Annotated in this window: 18 protein-coding genes; 10 read left to right on the top strand and 8 right to left on the bottom strand. The window is 59.5% G+C overall.

What is annotated here, in order from left to right; translation table 11 throughout:
- Positions 1 to 5: 5 nt before the first annotated feature.
- Positions 6 to 776 (top strand): 3-hydroxybutyrate dehydrogenase, encoded by a 771-nt coding sequence (locus tag AAZQ98_RS00990; protein ID WP_332498844.1) that lies wholly within the window; start codon positions 6 to 8, stop codon positions 774 to 776.
- 28 nt (positions 777 to 804) lie between these two features.
- Here the strand turns inward: AAZQ98_RS00990 and AAZQ98_RS00985 are convergent, their stop codons facing one another.
- Positions 805 to 1,863 carry a YeiH family protein gene (locus tag AAZQ98_RS00985; protein ID WP_434689199.1) on the bottom strand — a complete coding sequence of 353 codons (1,059 nt, stop codon included), beginning with the start codon at positions 1,861 to 1,863 and terminating at the stop codon, positions 805 to 807.
- 72 nt (positions 1,864 to 1,935) lie between these two features.
- Here AAZQ98_RS00985 and AAZQ98_RS00980 point away from each other — a divergent pair, with 72 nt between their 5' ends.
- A complete protein-coding gene (locus tag AAZQ98_RS00980) occupies positions 1,936 to 2,868 on the top strand; it encodes a LysR family transcriptional regulator (RefSeq protein WP_133834057.1) in 933 nt (310 codons plus the stop codon).
- Positions 2,869 to 2,992: 124 nt separating this feature from the next.
- Here AAZQ98_RS00980 and AAZQ98_RS00975 read toward each other — a convergent pair whose 3' ends face one another.
- The gene (locus AAZQ98_RS00975; protein WP_434689197.1) at positions 2,993 to 4,228 is read right to left on the bottom strand and encodes a PLP-dependent aminotransferase family protein; all 1,236 of its coding nucleotides are present in this window, start codon (positions 4,226 to 4,228) and stop codon (positions 2,993 to 2,995) included.
- A 429-nt stretch (positions 4,229 to 4,657) separates the two neighbouring features.
- Positions 4,658 to 5,047 carry a helix-turn-helix domain-containing protein gene (locus AAZQ98_RS00970; RefSeq protein WP_105662004.1) on the bottom strand — a complete coding sequence of 130 codons (390 nt, stop codon included), beginning with the start codon at positions 5,045 to 5,047 and terminating at the stop codon, positions 4,658 to 4,660.
- Between the two features lie 380 nt (positions 5,048 to 5,427).
- Between AAZQ98_RS00970 and AAZQ98_RS00965 the strand changes: the two genes are divergently transcribed.
- From AAZQ98_RS00965 to AAZQ98_RS00955, 3 genes are all read left to right on the top strand, one after another.
- Positions 5,428 to 6,603, top strand: coding sequence for an NAD(P)-dependent malic enzyme (locus tag AAZQ98_RS00965; protein WP_434689195.1), 1,176 nt, complete (start codon positions 5,428 to 5,430; stop codon positions 6,601 to 6,603).
- A 175-nt stretch (positions 6,604 to 6,778) separates the two neighbouring features.
- Complete coding sequence (locus AAZQ98_RS00960; protein ID WP_105656254.1) at positions 6,779 to 7,222, top strand: DUF4262 domain-containing protein; 444 nt, start codon at positions 6,779 to 6,781, stop codon at positions 7,220 to 7,222.
- Positions 7,223 to 7,295: 73 nt separating this feature from the next.
- Positions 7,296 to 7,703 carry a DUF4262 domain-containing protein gene (locus AAZQ98_RS00955; protein WP_434689192.1) on the top strand — a complete coding sequence of 136 codons (408 nt, stop codon included), beginning with the start codon at positions 7,296 to 7,298 and terminating at the stop codon, positions 7,701 to 7,703.
- A 25-nt stretch (positions 7,704 to 7,728) separates the two neighbouring features.
- Here AAZQ98_RS00955 and cycA read toward each other — a convergent pair whose 3' ends face one another.
- The gene (gene cycA / locus AAZQ98_RS00950; RefSeq protein ID WP_434689191.1) at positions 7,729 to 9,210 is read right to left on the bottom strand and encodes a D-serine/D-alanine/glycine transporter; all 1,482 of its coding nucleotides are present in this window, start codon (positions 9,208 to 9,210) and stop codon (positions 7,729 to 7,731) included.
- Between the two features lie 608 nt (positions 9,211 to 9,818).
- Between cycA and AAZQ98_RS00945 the strand changes: the two genes are divergently transcribed.
- Positions 9,819 to 10,664 (top strand): HpcH/HpaI aldolase/citrate lyase family protein, encoded by an 846-nt coding sequence (locus AAZQ98_RS00945; protein ID WP_105656257.1) that lies wholly within the window; start codon positions 9,819 to 9,821, stop codon positions 10,662 to 10,664.
- Between the two features lie 87 nt (positions 10,665 to 10,751).
- On the opposite strand, the gene AAZQ98_RS00940 is transcribed toward AAZQ98_RS00945, so the two are convergent.
- The 4 genes from AAZQ98_RS00940 to AAZQ98_RS00925 form a co-directional block, all read right to left on the bottom strand.
- Positions 10,752 to 12,242: an alanine/glycine:cation symporter family protein gene (locus tag AAZQ98_RS00940; RefSeq protein ID WP_434689189.1), complete on the bottom strand. Its 1,491-nt coding sequence runs from the start codon at positions 12,240 to 12,242 to the stop codon at positions 10,752 to 10,754.
- A 227-nt stretch (positions 12,243 to 12,469) separates the two neighbouring features.
- Complete coding sequence (gene ykgO, locus AAZQ98_RS00935) at positions 12,470 to 12,592, bottom strand: type B 50S ribosomal protein L36 (protein ID WP_081461171.1); 123 nt, start codon at positions 12,590 to 12,592, stop codon at positions 12,470 to 12,472.
- Entirely contained in the window at positions 12,582 to 13,643 is a 1,062-nt protein-coding gene (locus AAZQ98_RS00930) for a GTP-binding protein (protein WP_332727031.1), read from the bottom strand. The genes ykgO and AAZQ98_RS00930 overlap by 11 nt, the downstream gene beginning before the upstream one ends.
- 111 nt (positions 13,644 to 13,754) lie before the next feature.
- On the bottom strand, positions 13,755 to 14,612 hold the full coding sequence (locus AAZQ98_RS00925) for a fumarylacetoacetate hydrolase family protein (RefSeq protein ID WP_105656260.1): 858 nt from the start codon (positions 14,610 to 14,612) through the stop codon (positions 13,755 to 13,757).
- 220 nt (positions 14,613 to 14,832) lie between these two features.
- Between AAZQ98_RS00925 and AAZQ98_RS00920 the strand changes: the two genes are divergently transcribed.
- Genes AAZQ98_RS00920 through AAZQ98_RS00905 form a run of 4 tightly spaced genes read left to right on the top strand, consistent with a single transcriptional unit; the run spans position 14,833 to position 18,428 of the window.
- On the top strand, positions 14,833 to 15,474 hold the full coding sequence (locus AAZQ98_RS00920; protein ID WP_105656261.1) for an ABC transporter permease: 642 nt from the start codon (positions 14,833 to 14,835) through the stop codon (positions 15,472 to 15,474).
- Positions 15,467 to 16,729 (top strand): betaine/proline/choline family ABC transporter ATP-binding protein, encoded by a 1,263-nt coding sequence (locus AAZQ98_RS00915; RefSeq protein ID WP_105656262.1) that lies wholly within the window; start codon positions 15,467 to 15,469, stop codon positions 16,727 to 16,729. The genes AAZQ98_RS00920 and AAZQ98_RS00915 overlap by 8 nt, the downstream gene beginning before the upstream one ends.
- Positions 16,726 to 17,454 carry an ABC transporter permease gene (locus AAZQ98_RS00910; RefSeq protein WP_105661999.1) on the top strand — a complete coding sequence of 243 codons (729 nt, stop codon included), beginning with the start codon at positions 16,726 to 16,728 and terminating at the stop codon, positions 17,452 to 17,454. Before AAZQ98_RS00915 ends, AAZQ98_RS00910 begins: the two co-directional genes overlap by 4 nt.
- Entirely contained in the window at positions 17,451 to 18,428 is a 978-nt protein-coding gene (locus tag AAZQ98_RS00905) for a glycine betaine ABC transporter substrate-binding protein (protein ID WP_219844107.1), read from the top strand. Before AAZQ98_RS00910 ends, AAZQ98_RS00905 begins: the two co-directional genes overlap by 4 nt.
- Positions 18,429 to 18,453 lie beyond the last annotated feature (25 nt).

Below are 18,453 nucleotides of genomic sequence, written 5' to 3'. Positions count from 1 at the left end.
GCGCAATGGCGGAACAAATTGGCCCATGGCCTCAGGGTCTGAAGGGGCGCCGCGCCTTGGTTACCGGTGGCGCCTCCGGCATAGGCCTGGCCAGTGCCCGGGCATTGGCCGACGCCGGTGCCACTGTGACGATTGCCGACCTCAATGAACAGGCCGCTGAAGAAGCGGCCCGCGAGCTCGGCGGAAAAGCATGGGCTGTGGATCTTTCGGATACCGCGTCGTTGGAAGATCTCAGCGTGGATACCGACATCCTGATTAACAACGCCGGCGTGCAAAGGGTGGCTCCAATCCATGAGTACGACCCCGAAGCCTGGAGGCTGATCCATCGGCTCATGCTGGAGTCGCCGTTCCTGTTGATCCGGGCAGCACTGCCCGGCATGCGCGAGCGCGGCTTCGGCCGCATCATCAATATTTCTTCGATCCACGGGCTCCGGGCCAGTGCGTTCAAGAGCGCCTACGTTGCGGCCAAGCACGGGTTGGAGGGACTGTCGAAGGTCACTGCATTGGAAGGTGCCGACTACGGGATCACCAGCAACTGCATCAACCCGGGCTATGTGCGTACCCCGTTGGTGGAGCGGCAGATTGCCGATCAAGCGAATTCGCATGGCATTGACGAGTCGGATGTCATCCAGAAGATCATGCTTGCCGAATCGGCCATCAAGCGCCTGGTTGAGCCAGAGGAAGTCGCTTCGCTGGCGGCCTGGCTCAGTGCGGATGCCGCGGGCATGGTGACCGGAGCGTCCTACACCATGGATGGCGGCTGGAGCGCGAAATAGGTGCGGCGGGCCCGCATGGCTGCCATGCCTAGGCCGGCGGGAACAGCAGGGTTCCGCCGATCGACACGGCGATGATCACCAAGGTAGACAGCAACCCCAGCAGCAATGAACGTCCGCCGGTTTTTACGATGCTGCGCAGGTGGACCCCGAGCCCCAAGGCGAACATGGCCGCGGCAAGCAGGAGCGTCTGCGTGCTGGCCGCAACTGCAAGCCACTCCTCGGGCACCAGCCCGGTGGTGCGCAGCAGCATTGCCGCCAGGAACCCGAGCACGAACAGCGGCACCAGTGGCGGGTTCTTGCCGCCTGGCACCGATTGGCGCCGCCGCATGAAGACGCCGACGCCGGCAATGATTGGAGCCAGCAGGACCACCCGGGCCAGCTTGACGGTCACCGCCACGGCCAAGGCGCCGGCACCTACCGAACCGCCGGCGGCGACGACTTGTGCGACCTCATGGGTGGACGCGCCGATGAGCATGCCGATGCTGCGTTCATCCAGCCCGAGCAGCAAGCCCACCGCCGGCATGAGCGGAATCATCAATGTCCCGAAGAGCACTACCAGCCCGATCGCGGTGGCGACCTGATCCTGCTTGGCCTTGACGACGTTCTCCGCACCTGCGACCGCGGCGGCACCGCAGATGGAGAAGCCGGTGGCGATGAGCAGGCGCTGCGGCAGATCCATGCCGAGCTTCTTGCCGATCCACAAGGTGGCCAAGAACGTGATGCCAACCGAGAGGGCCACCACCAGCAGTACCCCGGGGCCCAAGCCGAGGATGGTGCCCAGCGAGAGCTGCAAGCCCAGCAGCACAATGCCCAGGCGCAGCAGCTTCTTGCCGGCAATTGCCGTGCCGGGGGCAAAAGCCTGCGGGACCGGGGCAAGATTGCGCCACAGCGCACCGAGCAGGATAGCCAGCAGCAGGGCGCTCAGGCCATGGATGTAGCGGCTGGCGAACATGCACAAGATGCCGGCGGCAAGGCAGAGGAGCAGTCCCGGAAGAGCCGGAGCGAAACGCGAAGCAGGTTTTCGATGTCCGGACTGGTCACGTTTGGAGGTGGCAGATTCTTTGACGGGACTTGTGGAGTCGTGCATGGAAATAATTCTTCTCCGGCATGGCGAATTGCGGTATACCACTTCTTGCTATCGCGGACATATGATCATGATATGGAAAGCAGCTCGTCATCTCTCGAAGACATTGCCCGCTGGATTCAACCCTCCTCATTGGAGTTGCTGGTCGGCATCGCCGATCACGGGAGCCTGAGCGCCGGTGCCCGTGCGGCCGGGATGGCGCAGCCAAATGCCACCCGCGCATTGAAAACGTTGGAGCGCCGGCTGGGATACCAGCTTGTGGCACGCAAGACCACCGGATCGCGCTTGACGGCAGAGGGAGTGCTGACCGTCCAGTGGGCTCGTGAAGTCCTGTCCAGCCTGGAAGCCTTCGCCGCTGGCGCGCGCTCGCTGGCTGAAACCGGAGAGGGAGAGCTGGAATTCGGAGCCAGCATGACGGTGGCAGAATTCTTGGCGCCAAATTGGATCGGACTACTGCATCGTGCCCTGCCACGAGTCATCCCTCGAATGAAGATCATGAATTCCCAAGATGTTATTCGTGCAGTGCAGCAGGAGGAATTGGGACTAGGATTCGTGGAAACCCCGCACATTCCTCTGGGCCTGAAAAGCCGGCAGGTACTTCACGATGAAATGCTCGTGGTCACGTCGCCTTCACATGCTTGGGCACAACGGAAGGAACCGCTGAGCCTTCACGAATTGCAAAGCACGGCGCTGATAGAACGCGAGGAAGGCTCCGGCACCCGGGCATTCTTGGATTACATTGCCCATGCCGAACGCCCGAATCCGGTCGCTGTCTTCAACTCGAACGCAACGATTTGCCAGTGCGTGGCGCGCGGAATGGGACCCGCTGTGCTCAGCCATTTGGCGGTAGAGAGCCAATTGGAGCAGGGGCTGCTCGTCGAGATCCCGTTTGATGGGCCGGCGCTGTTACGCGAGCTGCGGGCGATATGGCCTGCGCACCGTGTCTTGAAAGCGACCGAGCAGAAGCTGCTTGAGATTTCCGTGGAATCCCGGATCGCGCAGGGCTAGCCGGAGATCCAGCCCCGACTGGATCTGTGCGGACTTGGCCAGGAGGCGGACAGCAAGCTTCCCATCAAGGATGCAGGGCGGCCATTTGTACCGGGCCGTGGGCTCCCGGTACAAGCCTCCGGACTTAGAGTTTGAAGATCTCGTTCTTGAGCAGACCCGACAGACGCTGGACGCCTTCGTCGATGGTCTTCTCGTCAACGGAGCAGAATGCCAAGCGCAGCTTATTGTCGGCTTGGCCGCTCGGGCTGAATGCCGCGCCTGGAATGAAAATGACCCCGGCCTTCACGCCCTGCTGCAGCAGCGCGTAGGTGTCAATGCCTTCAGGCAAGGTCAACCAGACGAAGAAGCCGCCTTCGGGACGAGTGTGGGTGACACCTGCCGGCAGGTACTTGGCCAATGCTTCGAGCATCGCGTCGCGGCGGGAACGGTACAGGTCGTTGTACTTGGTGATCTGCCCCTTCCAGTCATGCTCGTTGAGGTAGGCGCTGATGATCATCTGGTTCAAGGTCGGTGGGCACAGGGCTACCGCCTCGCCGGCCAGGTAGAAGCGGCGGAAAAGGTGGGTCGGGACCGCGGCCCAGCCGATGCGCAGGCCGGGCGCGAAGATCTTGGAGAAGGAACCCATGTAGATGACGTTTTCCGGGTCCAGGCTCCGCAGGGTGGGCGCAGGGGCTCCTTCGTAGCGCAGCATTCCGTACGGGTTGTCTTCCAGGATCAGGATGCCGGCTTCGCGGCAGATGTCCACGATTTCCTGGCGGCGTTCGGCCGCCAGAGTGATCCCTGATGGGTTGTTGAAGTTCGGGATGGTGTAGAGGAATTTGATGCGCTCGCCGGCGGCGCGCAATTCGGCGATGCGCGCACGCAAGGCATCAGGAATCAAGCCATTTGCATCGGTGCCCACGGGGCGGGCGGACACCTGGTAGGCCTCGAAGGTATTCAGGGCCCCGACGTAGGTCGGATCTTCGCAGAGCACAGTGTCTCCGGGATTGCAGAAGACCTTGCAGGCCATGTCCTGTGCTGACTGGGAGCCGTTGGTGACCACGACATCTTCGACCCCCACGTTCGTGATGCCTTCAGCTGCCATGACATCGATAATTTGTGCACGCAGTTCAGGAGTGCCAAGTCCGGAGCCATATTGCAATGCTTCGGGGCCCTGCTCGACGATGATGCGCCGGGCCATTTCACCGACCTTTTCCAGCGGGAGCAGCTGCAGGTAGGGGTTGCCTCCGGCCAGGGAGACCAGGGAAGGGTCCAAGGAGAGCTCGAATACGTCGCGCACCGCGGACTGCTTGATTCCGGCCGCGCGCTCGGATAGCAAGGATTCGTGCGAAGTGGTCAGCGGTTCTGATGCGGTGGTCATGGTTCTCCTCGGCAAGGCTCCCGGGGCGGGGGAGCGGGGTTCCTGCGCTGGGTGCGGCACAAGAATTGTTTTCAAATAGAATACTTTGGTATTCCAGCAGGAAATTCAAGGCTTGGCAAGAGCTGAGTTTTCAACCACGTGATTCTTTGCTCCAGGCGAGGCGTTGCGTTCCTCAATCTTCAGCTGGCCCAACGCCGCATTGACGCGGCCGTGAAGTTTCTCGGAAAGGTTTCGCGGTTAGCTCCCGGCCAGCCAGCACTGCCGGACCAAGAGGACCAGCAAATCGACGCAGCCCGCCGAAGCCCGGAAATACCCAAGACCGGGAGGCGCCCATCCATGCGAACAGGGAATAATCCGGGACCCTGATCAGCAGGCGATCCCATCACCCGACTTCCTGCGGGCCGCTGGCGTATTCGCCGGCTGGTTGGCTCACTTCTCGGTTTCGGTGCGGGAATCCAGCCAAGACTGGATGGCGCTTGGGCGAATGCGGCGATGCGTTCCACGGTATTCCACCGGAATAATCCCCGCATCGGCCAGCTTGCGCAGGTAGCTGTTGGAAATCCCGGCCATTTGGGCTGCTTGGGAAGTATTAAGGAGCAGCTCGGGTGTGCCGATGCTGACGGACTCGCCATCTGCAAACCGTGAAAGCACCTCGATCAGCGCCTGGTGCGCTTCTTTGGGCAACTTCAACGCGGTGCCGTTGACGAACACGGTCGTGTCATCCGACTCGTCTAGCGCGCGGCGTAGCCGCGCGGTGGTCTTCTCATCTAACGCCTCGAAGGTGCGGACCCTGCCCAGTGCTGAAGTCGGTGATGCCATGGCCCTTATTTTGCCTGAGATGTCCTTCGGGCGCACCTCATGACGCTGCAAATGGACTGCCTGTCGCAACTCCTTTATGACACAGATGCGACGAATGGGGGTTGTACAGCGCCAAGCGGTTCCCGTATGGTGGAAAACGTAGGTCTAAAGAAAGTACTGACCAGCCATCTTCCGGCACACCATGACGGATCCTTCAGCCTCACCCGGCGGAGCCCCTCTGGGAATTGTGTACATGGAAGCCTGACGCCCTCCTTAATTGCCTGTGGGTCACGCTCCATTGCGGTCGGATGAATGGTCATGCGCGTTCCTACGCTCTGCCACCAATTTCGTGGGTACTGCGTTTTCGTCAATCAGAACTTTCTTGAAAGAAGAGCTATTCAATGTCTGTTGAATCCACTAAAGACCTGTCCACCATCACCGACGAAGAGATTTTCGACGCCCATCTTGGCGGCAAGCTTTCCGTCTCATCGCAAATGCCGCTGAACACCAAGCGCGACCTGTCCATCGCCTACACTCCGGGTGTAGCCAAGGTATCCCAGGCCATCGCAGATGATCCAGCCAAGCACGCCACCCACACCTGGGCCTCCCGCCTGGTTGCTGTGGTTTCGGACGGCACCGCTGTGCTGGGCCTGGGCAACATCGGCGCCGCTGCCTCGCTTCCGGTCATGGAAGGCAAAAGCGCCCTGTTCAAGGAATTCGGCGGTCTGGATTCGATCCCGCTGGTATTGGACACCACCGACGTCGATGAAATCGTCGAAACCGTCATTCGCCTGCGCCCGAGCTTCGGCGCCGTGAACCTGGAAGACATCTCCGCCCCGCGCTGCTTCGAAATCGAAAAGCGCCTGATCGAGGCGCTGGATATCCCGGTTATGCACGATGACCAGCACGGCACTGCGGTGGTAGTGCTGGCAGCTCTGATCGGCGCTGCCCGCCAGACCAAGCGCGACATCAGCTCGTTGAAGGTCGTCATCTCCGGCGCTGGTTCGGCTGGCGTCGCCGTCACCAACCTGCTGCTTTCGGCCGGCGTGGATGACGTCATCGTGCTCGACTCGCGTGGCACCATCCACCGCGATCGAGACGACCTTAATCCGGTCAAGGCCGACCTGGCCAGCCGCACCAACCGTGAAGATGTCATGGGTGGCCTGGCCGAGGCACTGGACGGCGCGGATGTCGTAGTAGGACTTTCCTCCTCGACCTTCGAAGAAGCTGCCGTGGCGAAGATGAACAAGGACGCCATCATCTTCGCGCTGTCCAACCCGACCCCGGAAATCATGCCGGATGCTGCCGCGAAGTATGCGGCCGTGGTGGCCACTGGCCGCAGCGACTTCCCGAACCAGATCAATAACGTGCTGGCCTTCCCGGGCATCTTCCGCGGCGCCCTGGACTCGGGCGCCAAGAAGATCACCGAGGGCATGAAAGTCGCGGCGGCCCATGCCATTGCCGACCTGGTTGGCGATGATCTGGCAGCGGATTACATCATTCCTTCGGCAACTGATGACCGCGTGATGCCTGCTGTTGCCGCGGCTGTGGCTGCGGAAGCAGAAAAGGCCAAGTAGAAAAAACTGGCGAAAAAGCACTGCCTGCAACGACTCGTTGCGGGCAGTGCTTTTTTCATGCGCCGGCCTGTTCTGAGGCCGTTGTCTTGGGATATCCACAATCGTAGAAAGTTCCTGCCGGGGCGAGGAATTCGCGCCACACTTGCTGGCATCAGATCAACCAAGGAGGAATGCGATGAGTAATCCTGAAGGCGTCCATCTCAGTGTCCGCAGCTCGTTGCCCGAAATGCAGCTACTTGGCGTTGTTGCGCTGCGCGAAATATCAGAGAAGGGGTATGCCGTAGTGCTCAGCACTATGGCAAGGCAGCAACAGGTCCTGGGGTACACACTGGGATTGGCGAAACGAGGGCATCCTGAAATCGTCAGTATCGGTGGAGACGAAGATGATGTTTTTGGGCTTCTCACGCATCTGGCATCACAAGTCGTCGAGCATGGACAAGTCTTTTCCGAAGGTACCCACAACACATCGCTATTTAGCGAGCTCATTTTCTCGGAGCCAGAGGCGGAACTGAACACTCTTCCCCTCACCAGTCTGATCCTTGGCGACATCCCGATAAGAACTCTGCATTGCACGGAACCCAGGGACTTCGCCGTGATCCAGCAACAGTCGGCTCACTAGGAACTGCGCCGCATCGTCAAAAGATGAGCAGGCAGAGGAAAGGAACTTGACCATGTGCGATATGTGCAATGGCATGACACGCAAGCAACTGGAAGCCCTGATCGCCCAGCGGATCCGCGACTACGGACATGAAGTGATTTTTGTTGAGTCGGACCGGATCAGCCCATCGCTTGCCTACACCGTTGGCCTGAGTCGCATCGGGCACCCAGAATTCCTTGTTCGAGGGCTGGACATGGATGACAGCATCCAGATGCTCAACGGATTTTCTGCGTCCGTGCTGGAATGGAATGAGGTTTTCGCCCACGGGCACACCGGCCGCTGGAAGGACGGAACACTGTTGTACTTCTCCAAGATCAGTACCGGGATCCGCAAGCAGGTGCCCTTGGCTTATCAGAGATACGGAGAAAGCCTGGGGCTGCTAGAAGTCTTACTCGTCGGCAGGGATATCCCTTACGAATATGTAGTTGCCCGGCACAATTAGGCCCTTGGCATCCTTTGCCAAGGGCCTAGCTTCGCCGATGGATTGCAGCGGCCTCGTTCTCCGCGCGGACTTTTGCCCGATGTGCTGCGCGCAGAGCCTGATGGCCATCGGATTTGCGCACCTTCAGGTAGAACATTCCAACTACCAGGAACCACAGGGGCGTAGCCAGCAACGCAGCACGCGTATCGGCCTGCGTGGTCAATGCCCACAGGACGAATACGAAGAAAGCTAGGACCATGTACGGGGCTCCCATGCCGCCGGGGACCTTGAACTTGGAGGCATCATGCAGCTGCGGGCGGCGCTTGCGGAAGGCCAAATAGCTGATAAGGATCATTGACCAGACGAACATGAAGCACAGGGCAGACACCGTGGTCACCAACGTGAAGGCCTGGGCTACGGAGTCACCCGCGTACAACAGCACGACGGCAGCAAGAAGGAAAATGCAGGAGAACAGCAACGCATTGCGTGGCACCTGCGTGGCAGAAAGCTTGCTGAACTTCCGCGGAGCGTCTCCGTCTTGCGACAGGGCGTACAGCATGCGCGATGTTGAATAGATCCCGGAATTTGCACTTGAAGCGGCGGCCGTCAGCACGACAAAGTTGACCAGACCCGCAGCTGCGGCCAAACCAGCCATCGAGAACATGCTAACGAATGGCGATGCATCCGCGGAGAACTTGTACCAGGGGGTGACGGCCATCAGGACGGTCAAGGCACCGACGTAGAACAGGATCACGCGCAGCGGAATGGAATTGATGGCCTTCGGGAGATTCTTTTCAGGATCCTTGGTTTCAGCCGCGGCCGTACCTACCAATTCAATGCCGACGAAGGCGAAAACGGCGATCTGGAAGCCTGCGACGAAGCCCATGAAACCAGTGGGGAACATGCCACCGTGCGCCCACAAGTGGGCGAAAGAAGCGGTGTCTCCCTCGGGAGAACTGAATCCGGTGGCAATCATTGCCAAGCCGCAAACGATCAATGCCAGGATTGCAACGATTTTCACCAATGAGAACCAGAACTCGGTTTCACCAAAAGCCTTGACGGTGGGCAGGTTCAGCCCGACCAATAGCAGGATGCAGCATAGCGCCGGGAGCCATAGCGGGATCTCGGACCACCAGTAGGCGACATACTGGGCGATCGCGACTACGTCCGCAATGCCGGTGACGACCCAGCAGAACCAGTAGGTCCAGCCGGTGAAGAAGGCAGCCCAAGGTCCCAAGAGATCGCCGGCAAAATCTGCGAAGGTCTTGTAGTTCAAGTTGCTGAGCAGGATCTCGCCCATGGCACGCATGACGAAAAAGAGCATGAAGCCGATGATCATGTATACGAAGATGACCGACGGACCAGCAGCGGAAATGGTCTTGCCGGAGCCCATGAACAATCCGGTGCCGACCGCTCCGGAGATCGCCATGAGCTGGATGTGCCTGCTGGACAGTCCGCGCTCAAGATTCGTTCCATCGGAAACGGTTTTCAGTTGCGTGGAATCGATCGCCACGGCTGCACCTTTCATGAGCAGATCCCTTCGGTTTTTCGAAGGAGACGGCCTGCTTCGAAGGAGAACGAGACCGCTGAAAGAGGTTATCGCAGATATATTGACCAGCTATATTTGTTCGTCACCTTGGACTGCGAGCAAGCTTAACAGTTGTGAAGTTGGTTATACGCCACTGGATTCGGGTAGGTAGTCCGCTGCTTCGCGCAGTGGCCAGATGGGCTGAACCTGCACTTGAATGGGGCATTTGGTTGCTGCTGGACCTCCGGGTGGCAGCCTGTGTCCGAGAATGAAGCCGCGGGAAACTATGCGAAGGAAATCCTCCGGTTCCGGCGAATGGAGTTAGCGGGAGGCAGTTGATCTGCAGAATCAGAACCACCGATGATCAATTCCCGCGTTTCCAGCCTGCGGTAGGATTTCGGAAATGGCAGAACGCGGGAGCCCGTGGAGCGCCGCAGGCAACACTGCATCCATGCTCAGCTCCACTGCGCAGAAGGCTACCCGGTTCAGGTTGGTGCCGTGCATCCGGACTGCTCCAGTGCTGCATTCCGCGCCTTTCGGTTCACTTGAAGCAAATACTGTACATGGCCAGTGGAAGCTTGGAGGGCCGAGTGAGTAGTGTAGGACGTATGGCATTCCGAAATCGTCGAGCTGCGGCTCTTCCTGCAAAATTGTCCCGTTCCTGGCTCTTGGTCAATGCGGCCAAGGAGGAAACTTTCGCTCCTTCACTGGCTTGTGAAGCGGACTCGGTGATTTTTGACATGGAAGCTGCCGTTCCTGACGACCAGAAGATCCAGGCTCGCGACAACGTAGTGCGAGCACTGTCCAATGGCATGACTGCGTGGGTACGCGTCAATGGCATTGACACTGATTTCTGGGCCGATGATCTTGCCGCGCTGTCGGGAACTCCCGGCCTGCGTGGAATCATGCTGGCCATGACCGAGCAGCCTGAACAGGTTACCTACAGCGCAATGCGGCTTCGCGCGGGTACTCCCGTCCTGGCCTTGATCGAAACCGCTTTGGGTATCGAGAATGCTACGCAGATCGCTTCGGCCCCGGGTACCTTCCGCCTAGCGTTCGGCATCAACGACTTCCGCAAGGACACCGGTGTCTCCGACGACCCGATGGCATTGGCCTACGCACGCGGACGGCTCGTGATCGCTTCGCGTGTAGGCAAGCTGCCTGGCGCTATCGACGGACCTCCACCGGCAGGTGCCGACGCCGCCAAGGTGACGGAGGAAACTCGCATCACCGCCTCCATGGGCATGACCGGCAAGCTGTCGTTGTCCACCGATCACGTTGATGGCATCAACGCCGCATTGGCACCCAGTGAAGACGAGCTGTCTTGGGCCATGGAACTGCTCGAAGCGCACGCTGCCGGCGCTTCGGTGGGCGATGGCTCATACCTGCCGCGTCTGGCCCGTGCCCAGAAGATTGCCGACCTGGCCGACTCCTACGGCCTGTGGAACGCCTAAGCTTTTAGCTGTCTTCCAATAGAAAAGAACCCGTCCAGCATCTGGAATCAATCAGATGCTGGACGGGTTCTTTGCTGTTTGCGGAGCCTATGCCTCGTGGGCACCGCGGTTGCGCGAGGAACCGACGACGTCGCCAGCCTTCCATTCAGCCCAACCCGGACGCTCATTCATGAAGTCCTCGATCTGCGCCTTGTTGGCTTCCAGCTTCGGGTCATGCTTGAGGTACCAGCGGGTTTCGCGGGCCACCATGCCCGAGAGGATTAGCAGGCCGATCAGGTTCGGCAGCGCCATCAGGCCGTTCATCATGTCCGAGAAGTTCCAAACGGCGGTCAGCTCGGTGGTGCAGCCTACGTAGACGACCAGCGAGAACACGATGCGGAACGGCATCACGAGCTTGCGGCCGAAGAGGCGCTCGATGTTCCGCTCGCCGTAGTAGCACCAGCCCAGGATGGTGGAGAAGGCGAACATGACCAGACCGACGGTCACAATCCAGTGGCCCCACTGTCCGGGCAGGCCATTGGTGAATGCCTGGCCGGTCATCAGTGCAGCGGAGATCTGCTCGCCGGTTTCCCCATCGAGCATCTTCCAGGTACCTGTCGTGATGATGACCAGGCCGGTGCAAGTAACAACGATGATGGTGTCGATGAAGGTCTGGGTCATGGAGACCAGGCCCTGGCGAACCGGGTGGGTGGTCTGTGCCGAAGCGGCGGCGATCGCTGCTGAACCCATGCCGGACTCGTTGGAGAAGATGCCGCGGGCCACACCATACTGGATAGCAATGATGATGGCCGAGCCGACGAAGCCGCCCACTGCCGAGGTGCCGGAGAAGGCATCGGTGAAGATCTCGCCGAAGGCGGCAGGAATGCCGCCCACATTGGCGATCAGGATGTAGATCGATGCTGCTACGTAGAAGACGATCATCACTGGAACGAAACCAGCGGTAACGCGGCCGATGGACTTGATGCCGCCAACCAATACGGCGATGGACAGCACGGTCAGGATAACGCCGGTAACCCAAGGGGTCACATGGAAGGAATTATCCAAGTTGGCGGCAATCGAGTTGCCCTGGGTCATGTTGCCGATGCCGAAGCTGGCCAGGGTGGCAGCGATAGCGAAGAACAGGGCCAAGAACTTGCCCAACGGACCCTTGACGCCGCGTTCCAAGTAGTACTGCGGACCGCCGGACTTTTCGCCTGCGGCGTCGGTGCCGCGGTAACGCACGCCGAGATAGGCCTCGGTGTACTTCGATGCCATGCCCAGCAGGCCGGTGACCCACATCCAGAACAGGGCACCTGGGCCGCCGATGCCGATGGCGGTTGCGACACCGACGATGTTACCGGTTCCGACAGTGGCGGCCAGCGCTGTGGTCAGTGCCTGGAATTGCGAGATGTCGCCTTCTGCCTCGGCATCCTTGCGCTTGAGCAGGCCCAGGCGCAATGCGGCAGCGAGCTTGAAGAATTGCAGGCCGCCCAAGCGGATGGTCAGGTACAGGCCAGTGCCCAAAAGTAGCGGGATGAGGACAAACGGTCCCCAAATGACGGAGGAAATATCTCCGAAGAGAGCGCCCAAATCGTCCATGGATTTAACATCCTTATTTGCGAGTGACTGATGATCAAGAGTCTCAAGCCAGAAGCCGATCCCCTTATGTGAGTGCCATCATATGACAAGGGGAGAGCCGTGTCACAAAGCGCGCTGGCGGATGCCATGTCCGGTTTGTTAACTTTATTTCACGATCAGGCCCGGGGCTCGGGCTGGCTGCTGCATTGCCGGCGTCCACCGAAGTGGACGCCGGCAATTTCCGGGCTTCAGCCTTGCCGCGCTTTCATGCGCGGATTTTGCTTGTTGATCACGAAGACGCGACCTCGTCGTCTGACTACCTGGGAGCCGGGCGCCTTCTTCAATGCGCGGATGGAATTCCTAACTTTCATGCCATTCACCTCCTTCATGATGTGCGGAGCTGAACAGGTCCTTGAGTTCTTCTTCGGTGACCTGGCATTGCTCGAAGACCGTCTCGATCTGCGAAGCTTCGTGTTCGGATCCGTAGAGCAGCAATTCCGAGACGGCGATATTCGAATTCCACGCGCCGGTGTTTTCCATCCAGATGCGCGGACCGGCTCCGCCGATGGCCACGCGCTCGCTGAGGGCACTAGCCACCCAGAGGATGCCGCGGATGCAGGTGCAGGATTCGGCCAGGGAAGGCAGGGCCTTGCGGAAGCGCTCGGGATGAAGCGGACGTTCGGCGTGCAGGCGGATCGGCGCAGTGCGGGCATTGGTTGCTGTTCGCGGCAGGTGCCCGGCGCTGGTGCGTTGGCGCGCTGCTCCGGGGTGGAAGGAGCCGAGTCCTTCTTCGTGCACGCAGATATGCGCATGCGGTGCCATCTGCCGAGCTAATTCGAGGCCGGCTTCATAGTCGGCGCCACCAGCGCGTCGTGGACCAGTGGCGCTTTCGAGCAGCTGGGTTTCCAGTCCTTCGACCGGAATGAGGGTATCTGCCTGCATCAATTCGGTGAAGAAGAACTCTCCCGACGTCCTCGCATCGCGTTCCATGGCGTTGAATCCCGATTCCCAGAGGGTGTGCCGGTCCCACATCTGGTTTTCCAATTCGGCGGGATCCAGGGACAAGACGATGCTGCTGATCCGGATTTCCAGTGGTTCGAGCTTTGTCCCGAGCATGTCCAGTACTGTTCCGCTATGCCATGTGGCGGGCAACGCCAGGATCATTGTGGCCTCGGAATCTTCGGGGGCCAGGCGTTGGATCGTCGGCAGGATCTCGAACTTCGTGGCACAGCCGATGCAGGGGTGCCCAAGAACGGTTTCGGCATGTTCTGCGGCTGCAGATCCGGAGACGTGGCGCACCAGCCGATTGCCGTCGACGAAGTCATAGCGCAAGATGACGGCGTCAGGATGGTGGTGTCCCAGGTGGCTGAGGCCGGAGTCGCGGCTGGAAGTATCAAGTGCGGAGAGAACGATGAGATTCACGCGTTCAAGCTTATATGAGAATGAGTCTCAATAGCAAAATTGGGAACGGGGCTTAACGCCTCGGGGGCCCGCCCGCCAATGCGGACAGGCCCCCGGAAGCGACAAGGAATATCAGTTCTGCGGCGCGTTGAAAACTACCGCAGAGGTACCCAGGCCTTCGATCGAAGTTTCAAGTGAATCGCCGTGCTTGAGCCACGGGTGACGCCCATTCTCGTCGCGGCGGCCTAACGCAACACCAGAGGGCGTACCCGTCAGGATGACGTCGCCTGGCTGCAATTCATTGAATGTCGAGAGGTAGGAAACCAAGGCGTCAGCCGAGAAAATCAGATCATCGATCTGTTCGTCCTGCACCACGGTGCCATTGACCGTGCTGGTAATGCGGGCGGCGGGATCCAGCTCATCCGGGGTCACGAGCCACGGGCCCAGGGGAGTGGAACGATCCCAGATCTTGCCCTGCAGCCACTCTTGGGTGCGGCCCTGGTAGCCGCGCATCGACACATCGCTGGCCACGGCGTAGCCGGCAATATGCGCGGCAGCATCCTCCTGGCTGATGCGGCGACCCGGCTTGCCGATAATGATAGCCAGCTCTGCTTCGTAGTCCACCCGGTGGTCTTCCACTGGAATTTCGATGGTGTCCTTGGCGCCGCATAGGGTGGAAGCGAACTTCGCGAACACCGTCGGATACTTCGGCAGGTCTTCGCCGACCTCGGCCGCATGCGTCTTGTAGTTCAAACCGATGCAGTAGATTTTCTCCGGCTTGGGGATCAGCGGAGCGTAGTCGGCTTCGCCCTCGGCGATGGAATCACCCACCAAAGCGCGAGCAACTACTTCTTGCTGAGTTGCGTCATCAAGACGCAGGAAACGCTGCACTGAATCGAGGTTGTCCAAGTAGTAGGCGCGGCCATCTTCAATGACAGCAGCGGTGGTATGGCCTGGTTCGCTGGCGAGGCGGAGCGTTGCAAGTTTCATGAATCTATCTCACTACACTTTTCGCTGAAAGTGCACCATATTTCGTGATCGGCAATTGATAGCAATTGGCCTTAAATACGGCCGAGCCAGAGCTTTGATCTGGAAAACGTGGCTTGGCCATGCTCCGCTGACCCGGCTAAACTCATGGCAAGCTACGGTCCCAGAGACCAGTCTTGAAATAACGATCTAGATACGAAACTAAAGTGAAGCAGGTTTTAATGTGGGTGACTTTTTTGGCGAGCGATCTCGCCATATCCTCTTCGCCTCGTGGCAGCACTTCTCGCTAGTCGCGCAGTGCTTGATCCTGGCGACAATTATTGCTGTGCTGATTGCCGTATTGGTATACCGCAACAAGCCCCTATCAGGCTTGGCTAACGGCATTAGCGCCATCGGCCTGACTATTCCGTCCTTTGCCCTGATCGGTTTGCTTATTGTCCCCGTGGGCTTCGGGGTTACTCCGGCAGTCATCGTGGTGACGTTCTTCGCCGCCCTGCCAATTCTGCGCAACGCGATCGTTGGGCTGAACAACATCGAACCAACCATTATCGAGTCAGCGCGCGGCATCGGCATGAGTCGGCTGAAGACTCTGATATCAGTAGAAATTCCCATAGCTTGGCCGGTGATCCTGACTGGCGTACGAATTTCAGCCCAGATGGTGATGGGCGTCGCTGCAGTGGTCTCCTACGCCCTGGGTCCTGGCCTCGGCGGGTTCATCTTCCAAGGACTCTCGCGTCTGGGCGGCGCGAACTCCCTGGAATCCGTGATCACCGGCGTAGTTGGCGTCGTGATCCTGGCGCTCATCCTTGATTTGATTTTGCTCGGCATTGGCCGACTGACTACCCCGCGAGGTATCCGTGTCTGAACATAAGATCCCTGAAAATGCCGTGGCCCAGAATGTCACTGGCGCTTCGATCATGCTTGAAGAAGTAACCAAGACCTACCCGGGACAAAAGAAATCGGCCGTAGGCGGCCTGACCCTGGAGATCCCTGCCGGGTCCATCGTGATGTTCGTGGGGCCATCGGGCTGCGGCAAGACGACCACCCTGAAGATGATTAATCGCCTGATCGAGCCGACCAGCGGCAAGATCGTCATTGATGGCGAAGATGTCACCGGCATGAACGGTGATGAACTGCGCCGCCGCATTGGCTATGTGATCCAGGCTGGCGGCCTGTTCCCGCATATGACCGTGGCGACCAATATCGCCATGGTTCCAAAGATGCTGGGTTGGCCCAAGGAGAAGATCGCTGCCCGCGTCGACGAGCTGCTGGAACTCGTCTCGCTGGATCCGGAACTTTACCGGGACCGTTTCCCCAAGGAGCTCTCCGGCGGCCAGCAGCAGCGTGTGGGCGTCGCCCGTGCATTGGCAGCGGATCCACCGGTCTTGCTGATGGATGAGCCATTCGGTGCAGTTGACCCCATTACCCGCCAGCGTCTGCAGGATGAGCTGCTGAACATCCAGTCTGAAGTCCAGAAGACGATCGTGTGCGTGACCCACGACTTCGACGAAGCGGTGAAGCTCGGCGACTGGATTGCGATCTTCAACGAAGGCGCGCAGCTGGAGCAGTACGACTCCCCAGAAAGGATCCTGGCCAATCCGGCCAGCGAGTTCGTGGAGAATTTCATCGGTTCGGGTGCCGGCTTGAAGCAGCTGACCCTGACGCGGGTGAACGAAGTGGAACTGGGAGAAGCCATCACCACCACACCGGGCAAGAATGCTTCGGAGGTGCTCTCGCAGCTGCAGGGCGCCGGACGCAAATACGCGGTAGTGCTTGATTCGCGGGGACGTCCGCTGCGCCGCATGGACCGCCGGCAACTGTCGCGTGCCCAGATCATCGAGGGTACCTATGATGAATCCATGCCGGTCGTCGGTGAGCAGGCCACCTTGAACGACGCATTGGACACCATGCTGGTGGCCAGTTCCGAGTCGGCCCTGGTAACGGGACGCCGTGATGTGCTCACGGGTGTCATCACGGTGCAGACCGTCATGGAGGCGATCGCGGCCGCGAACAACACCACGGATGCTAATCACGAGGCGCCGGTTGGCCTGAACTCGGGTGCCATCAACGTCGTGAATATCGATAGTGCGGCCACCGGGCAGGATGGTGAATCGGCATGAGATCCGAAACCCGCAGCTTGATTTGGCAGATCGCCGGAATCGCAGCTGCTTTCGCCATCTTGGTGGGTTGGCTGGTAACAGCCGACCTGACCGAGACCGAACAGCAAACGCTGGATCCGGCAACGATTTGGGGCTACACCCTCGACCACCTGAAGATCACGGTCATCTCGGCGCTCATCGTTCTGCTGATCGCGATTCCGCTCGGCGTGCTGCTCACTCGCCCCGGGCTGCGCAAGGCAGCCCCGGCGGTGCGGGCCATTGCCAACTTCGGCCAAGCCGCACCCGCCATTGGCGTCATCGTGCTCTTGGCCTTCTGGTTGGGGTTCGGCCCGAAAACTGCCATTGTCTCACTGGTGATCTATGCGATTCTTCCGGTACTCTCCAACACCATTGTTGGCCTGCAGCAGGTTGATGAACGCCTGGTGGAGGCCGGGCGGGGAATCGGCATGAGCCAGATGTCCGTGCTGTTGAAGGTCGAGTTGCCGTTGGCCGTCCCGGTGATGCTATCGGGCATCCGCACAGCCCTGGTGCTGCTGGTAGGCACCGCGACGTTGGCAACCTTTATCAACGGCGGCGGGCTGGGCATCTTGATCACTACGGGAGTGAACCTGAACCTGAATGTGGTGCTGATTGCCGGCTCGTTGCTAGTGGCCTTGCTGGCTTTGACGATTGATTGGCTTGGCCGCGTCGTCGAACAGGTGGCACGACCGAGAGGACTTTCGTGAACCGCAAACTGAATTTAGCTGTCCTGTCCATGGCCGCGCTGATCGGAATGACTGGGTGCGGACTTAGCCCATCGACCGGGACGGTGCCCAACGCCGGCCCCGCCGAGATCAAGCCGCTGGTCGAAAACGCTGAAGACACCACCGTGACCGTCACGTCCAAGTCCTTTACCGAGCAGCTGCTGCTGGGGAAGATCACCGTGATCGCGCTCAAGGCTGCCGGCTATGACGTCACCGACCTGACCAATGTTCCTGGCTCCCAGCCGGCACGTCAGTTGCTGCTTTCCGGCGACGCGAGCGTGCTCTGGGAGTACACCGGTACCGCGTGGCTGACCTACTTGGGCCACGAATCACCTGTTGTGGGTGAAGAAGAGCAGTGGCAGTCGGTGCACGATGAGGATGTTGCCAATGGAATTATCTGGGGAAATCCGGCACCGTTGAACAACACCTACGCATTGGCGATGAACGAAGAAACGACCAAGCGGCTGGGTATCACCAAGCTTTCCGAACTGCAGACGCTGGACCCCGAAGATCTGACGTTCTGCGTCGACCCGGAATTCAATTCCCGTCGAGACGGTCTGACTCCAATGCTGGAACACTACGATATCGACCGTGGTTCAGAAGTGGCTGAGGACAATATCGGTCTGTACGATGTGGGTGCCATTTACCAGGCAACCGCTAATGGCGCGTGCAACTTCGGTGAAGTCTTCACCACTGACGGGCGCATCAAGGCGCTTAACTTGACCGTGCTGGAAGATGACCGGAAGTATTTCCCAAGCTACAACGCCGCCCCGGCTTTCAACGGAGAATTCCTTGAAAAGCACCCGGAAATCCAGCAGATCATGGACAAGATCGCTCCGTTGCTGACTGATCAGGTCTTGATGGACCTGAATTACCAGGTGGACGTGGTTGGCCGTGAACCGGCGGATGTTGCCTTCGAATGGATGGTTGGCCAAGGCTTGGTCTCCAATCCCTAATCGAGGCAACGAAAACTGCATGGAT

It is taken from the genome of Glutamicibacter sp. Je.9.36 (genome assembly GCF_051129975.1).
GTDB lineage: Bacteria > Actinomycetota > Actinomycetes > Actinomycetales > Micrococcaceae > Glutamicibacter.
The sequence above is the reverse complement of the archived record's forward strand: the minus strand, read 5'-3'. Positions and strand labels throughout refer to the sequence as shown.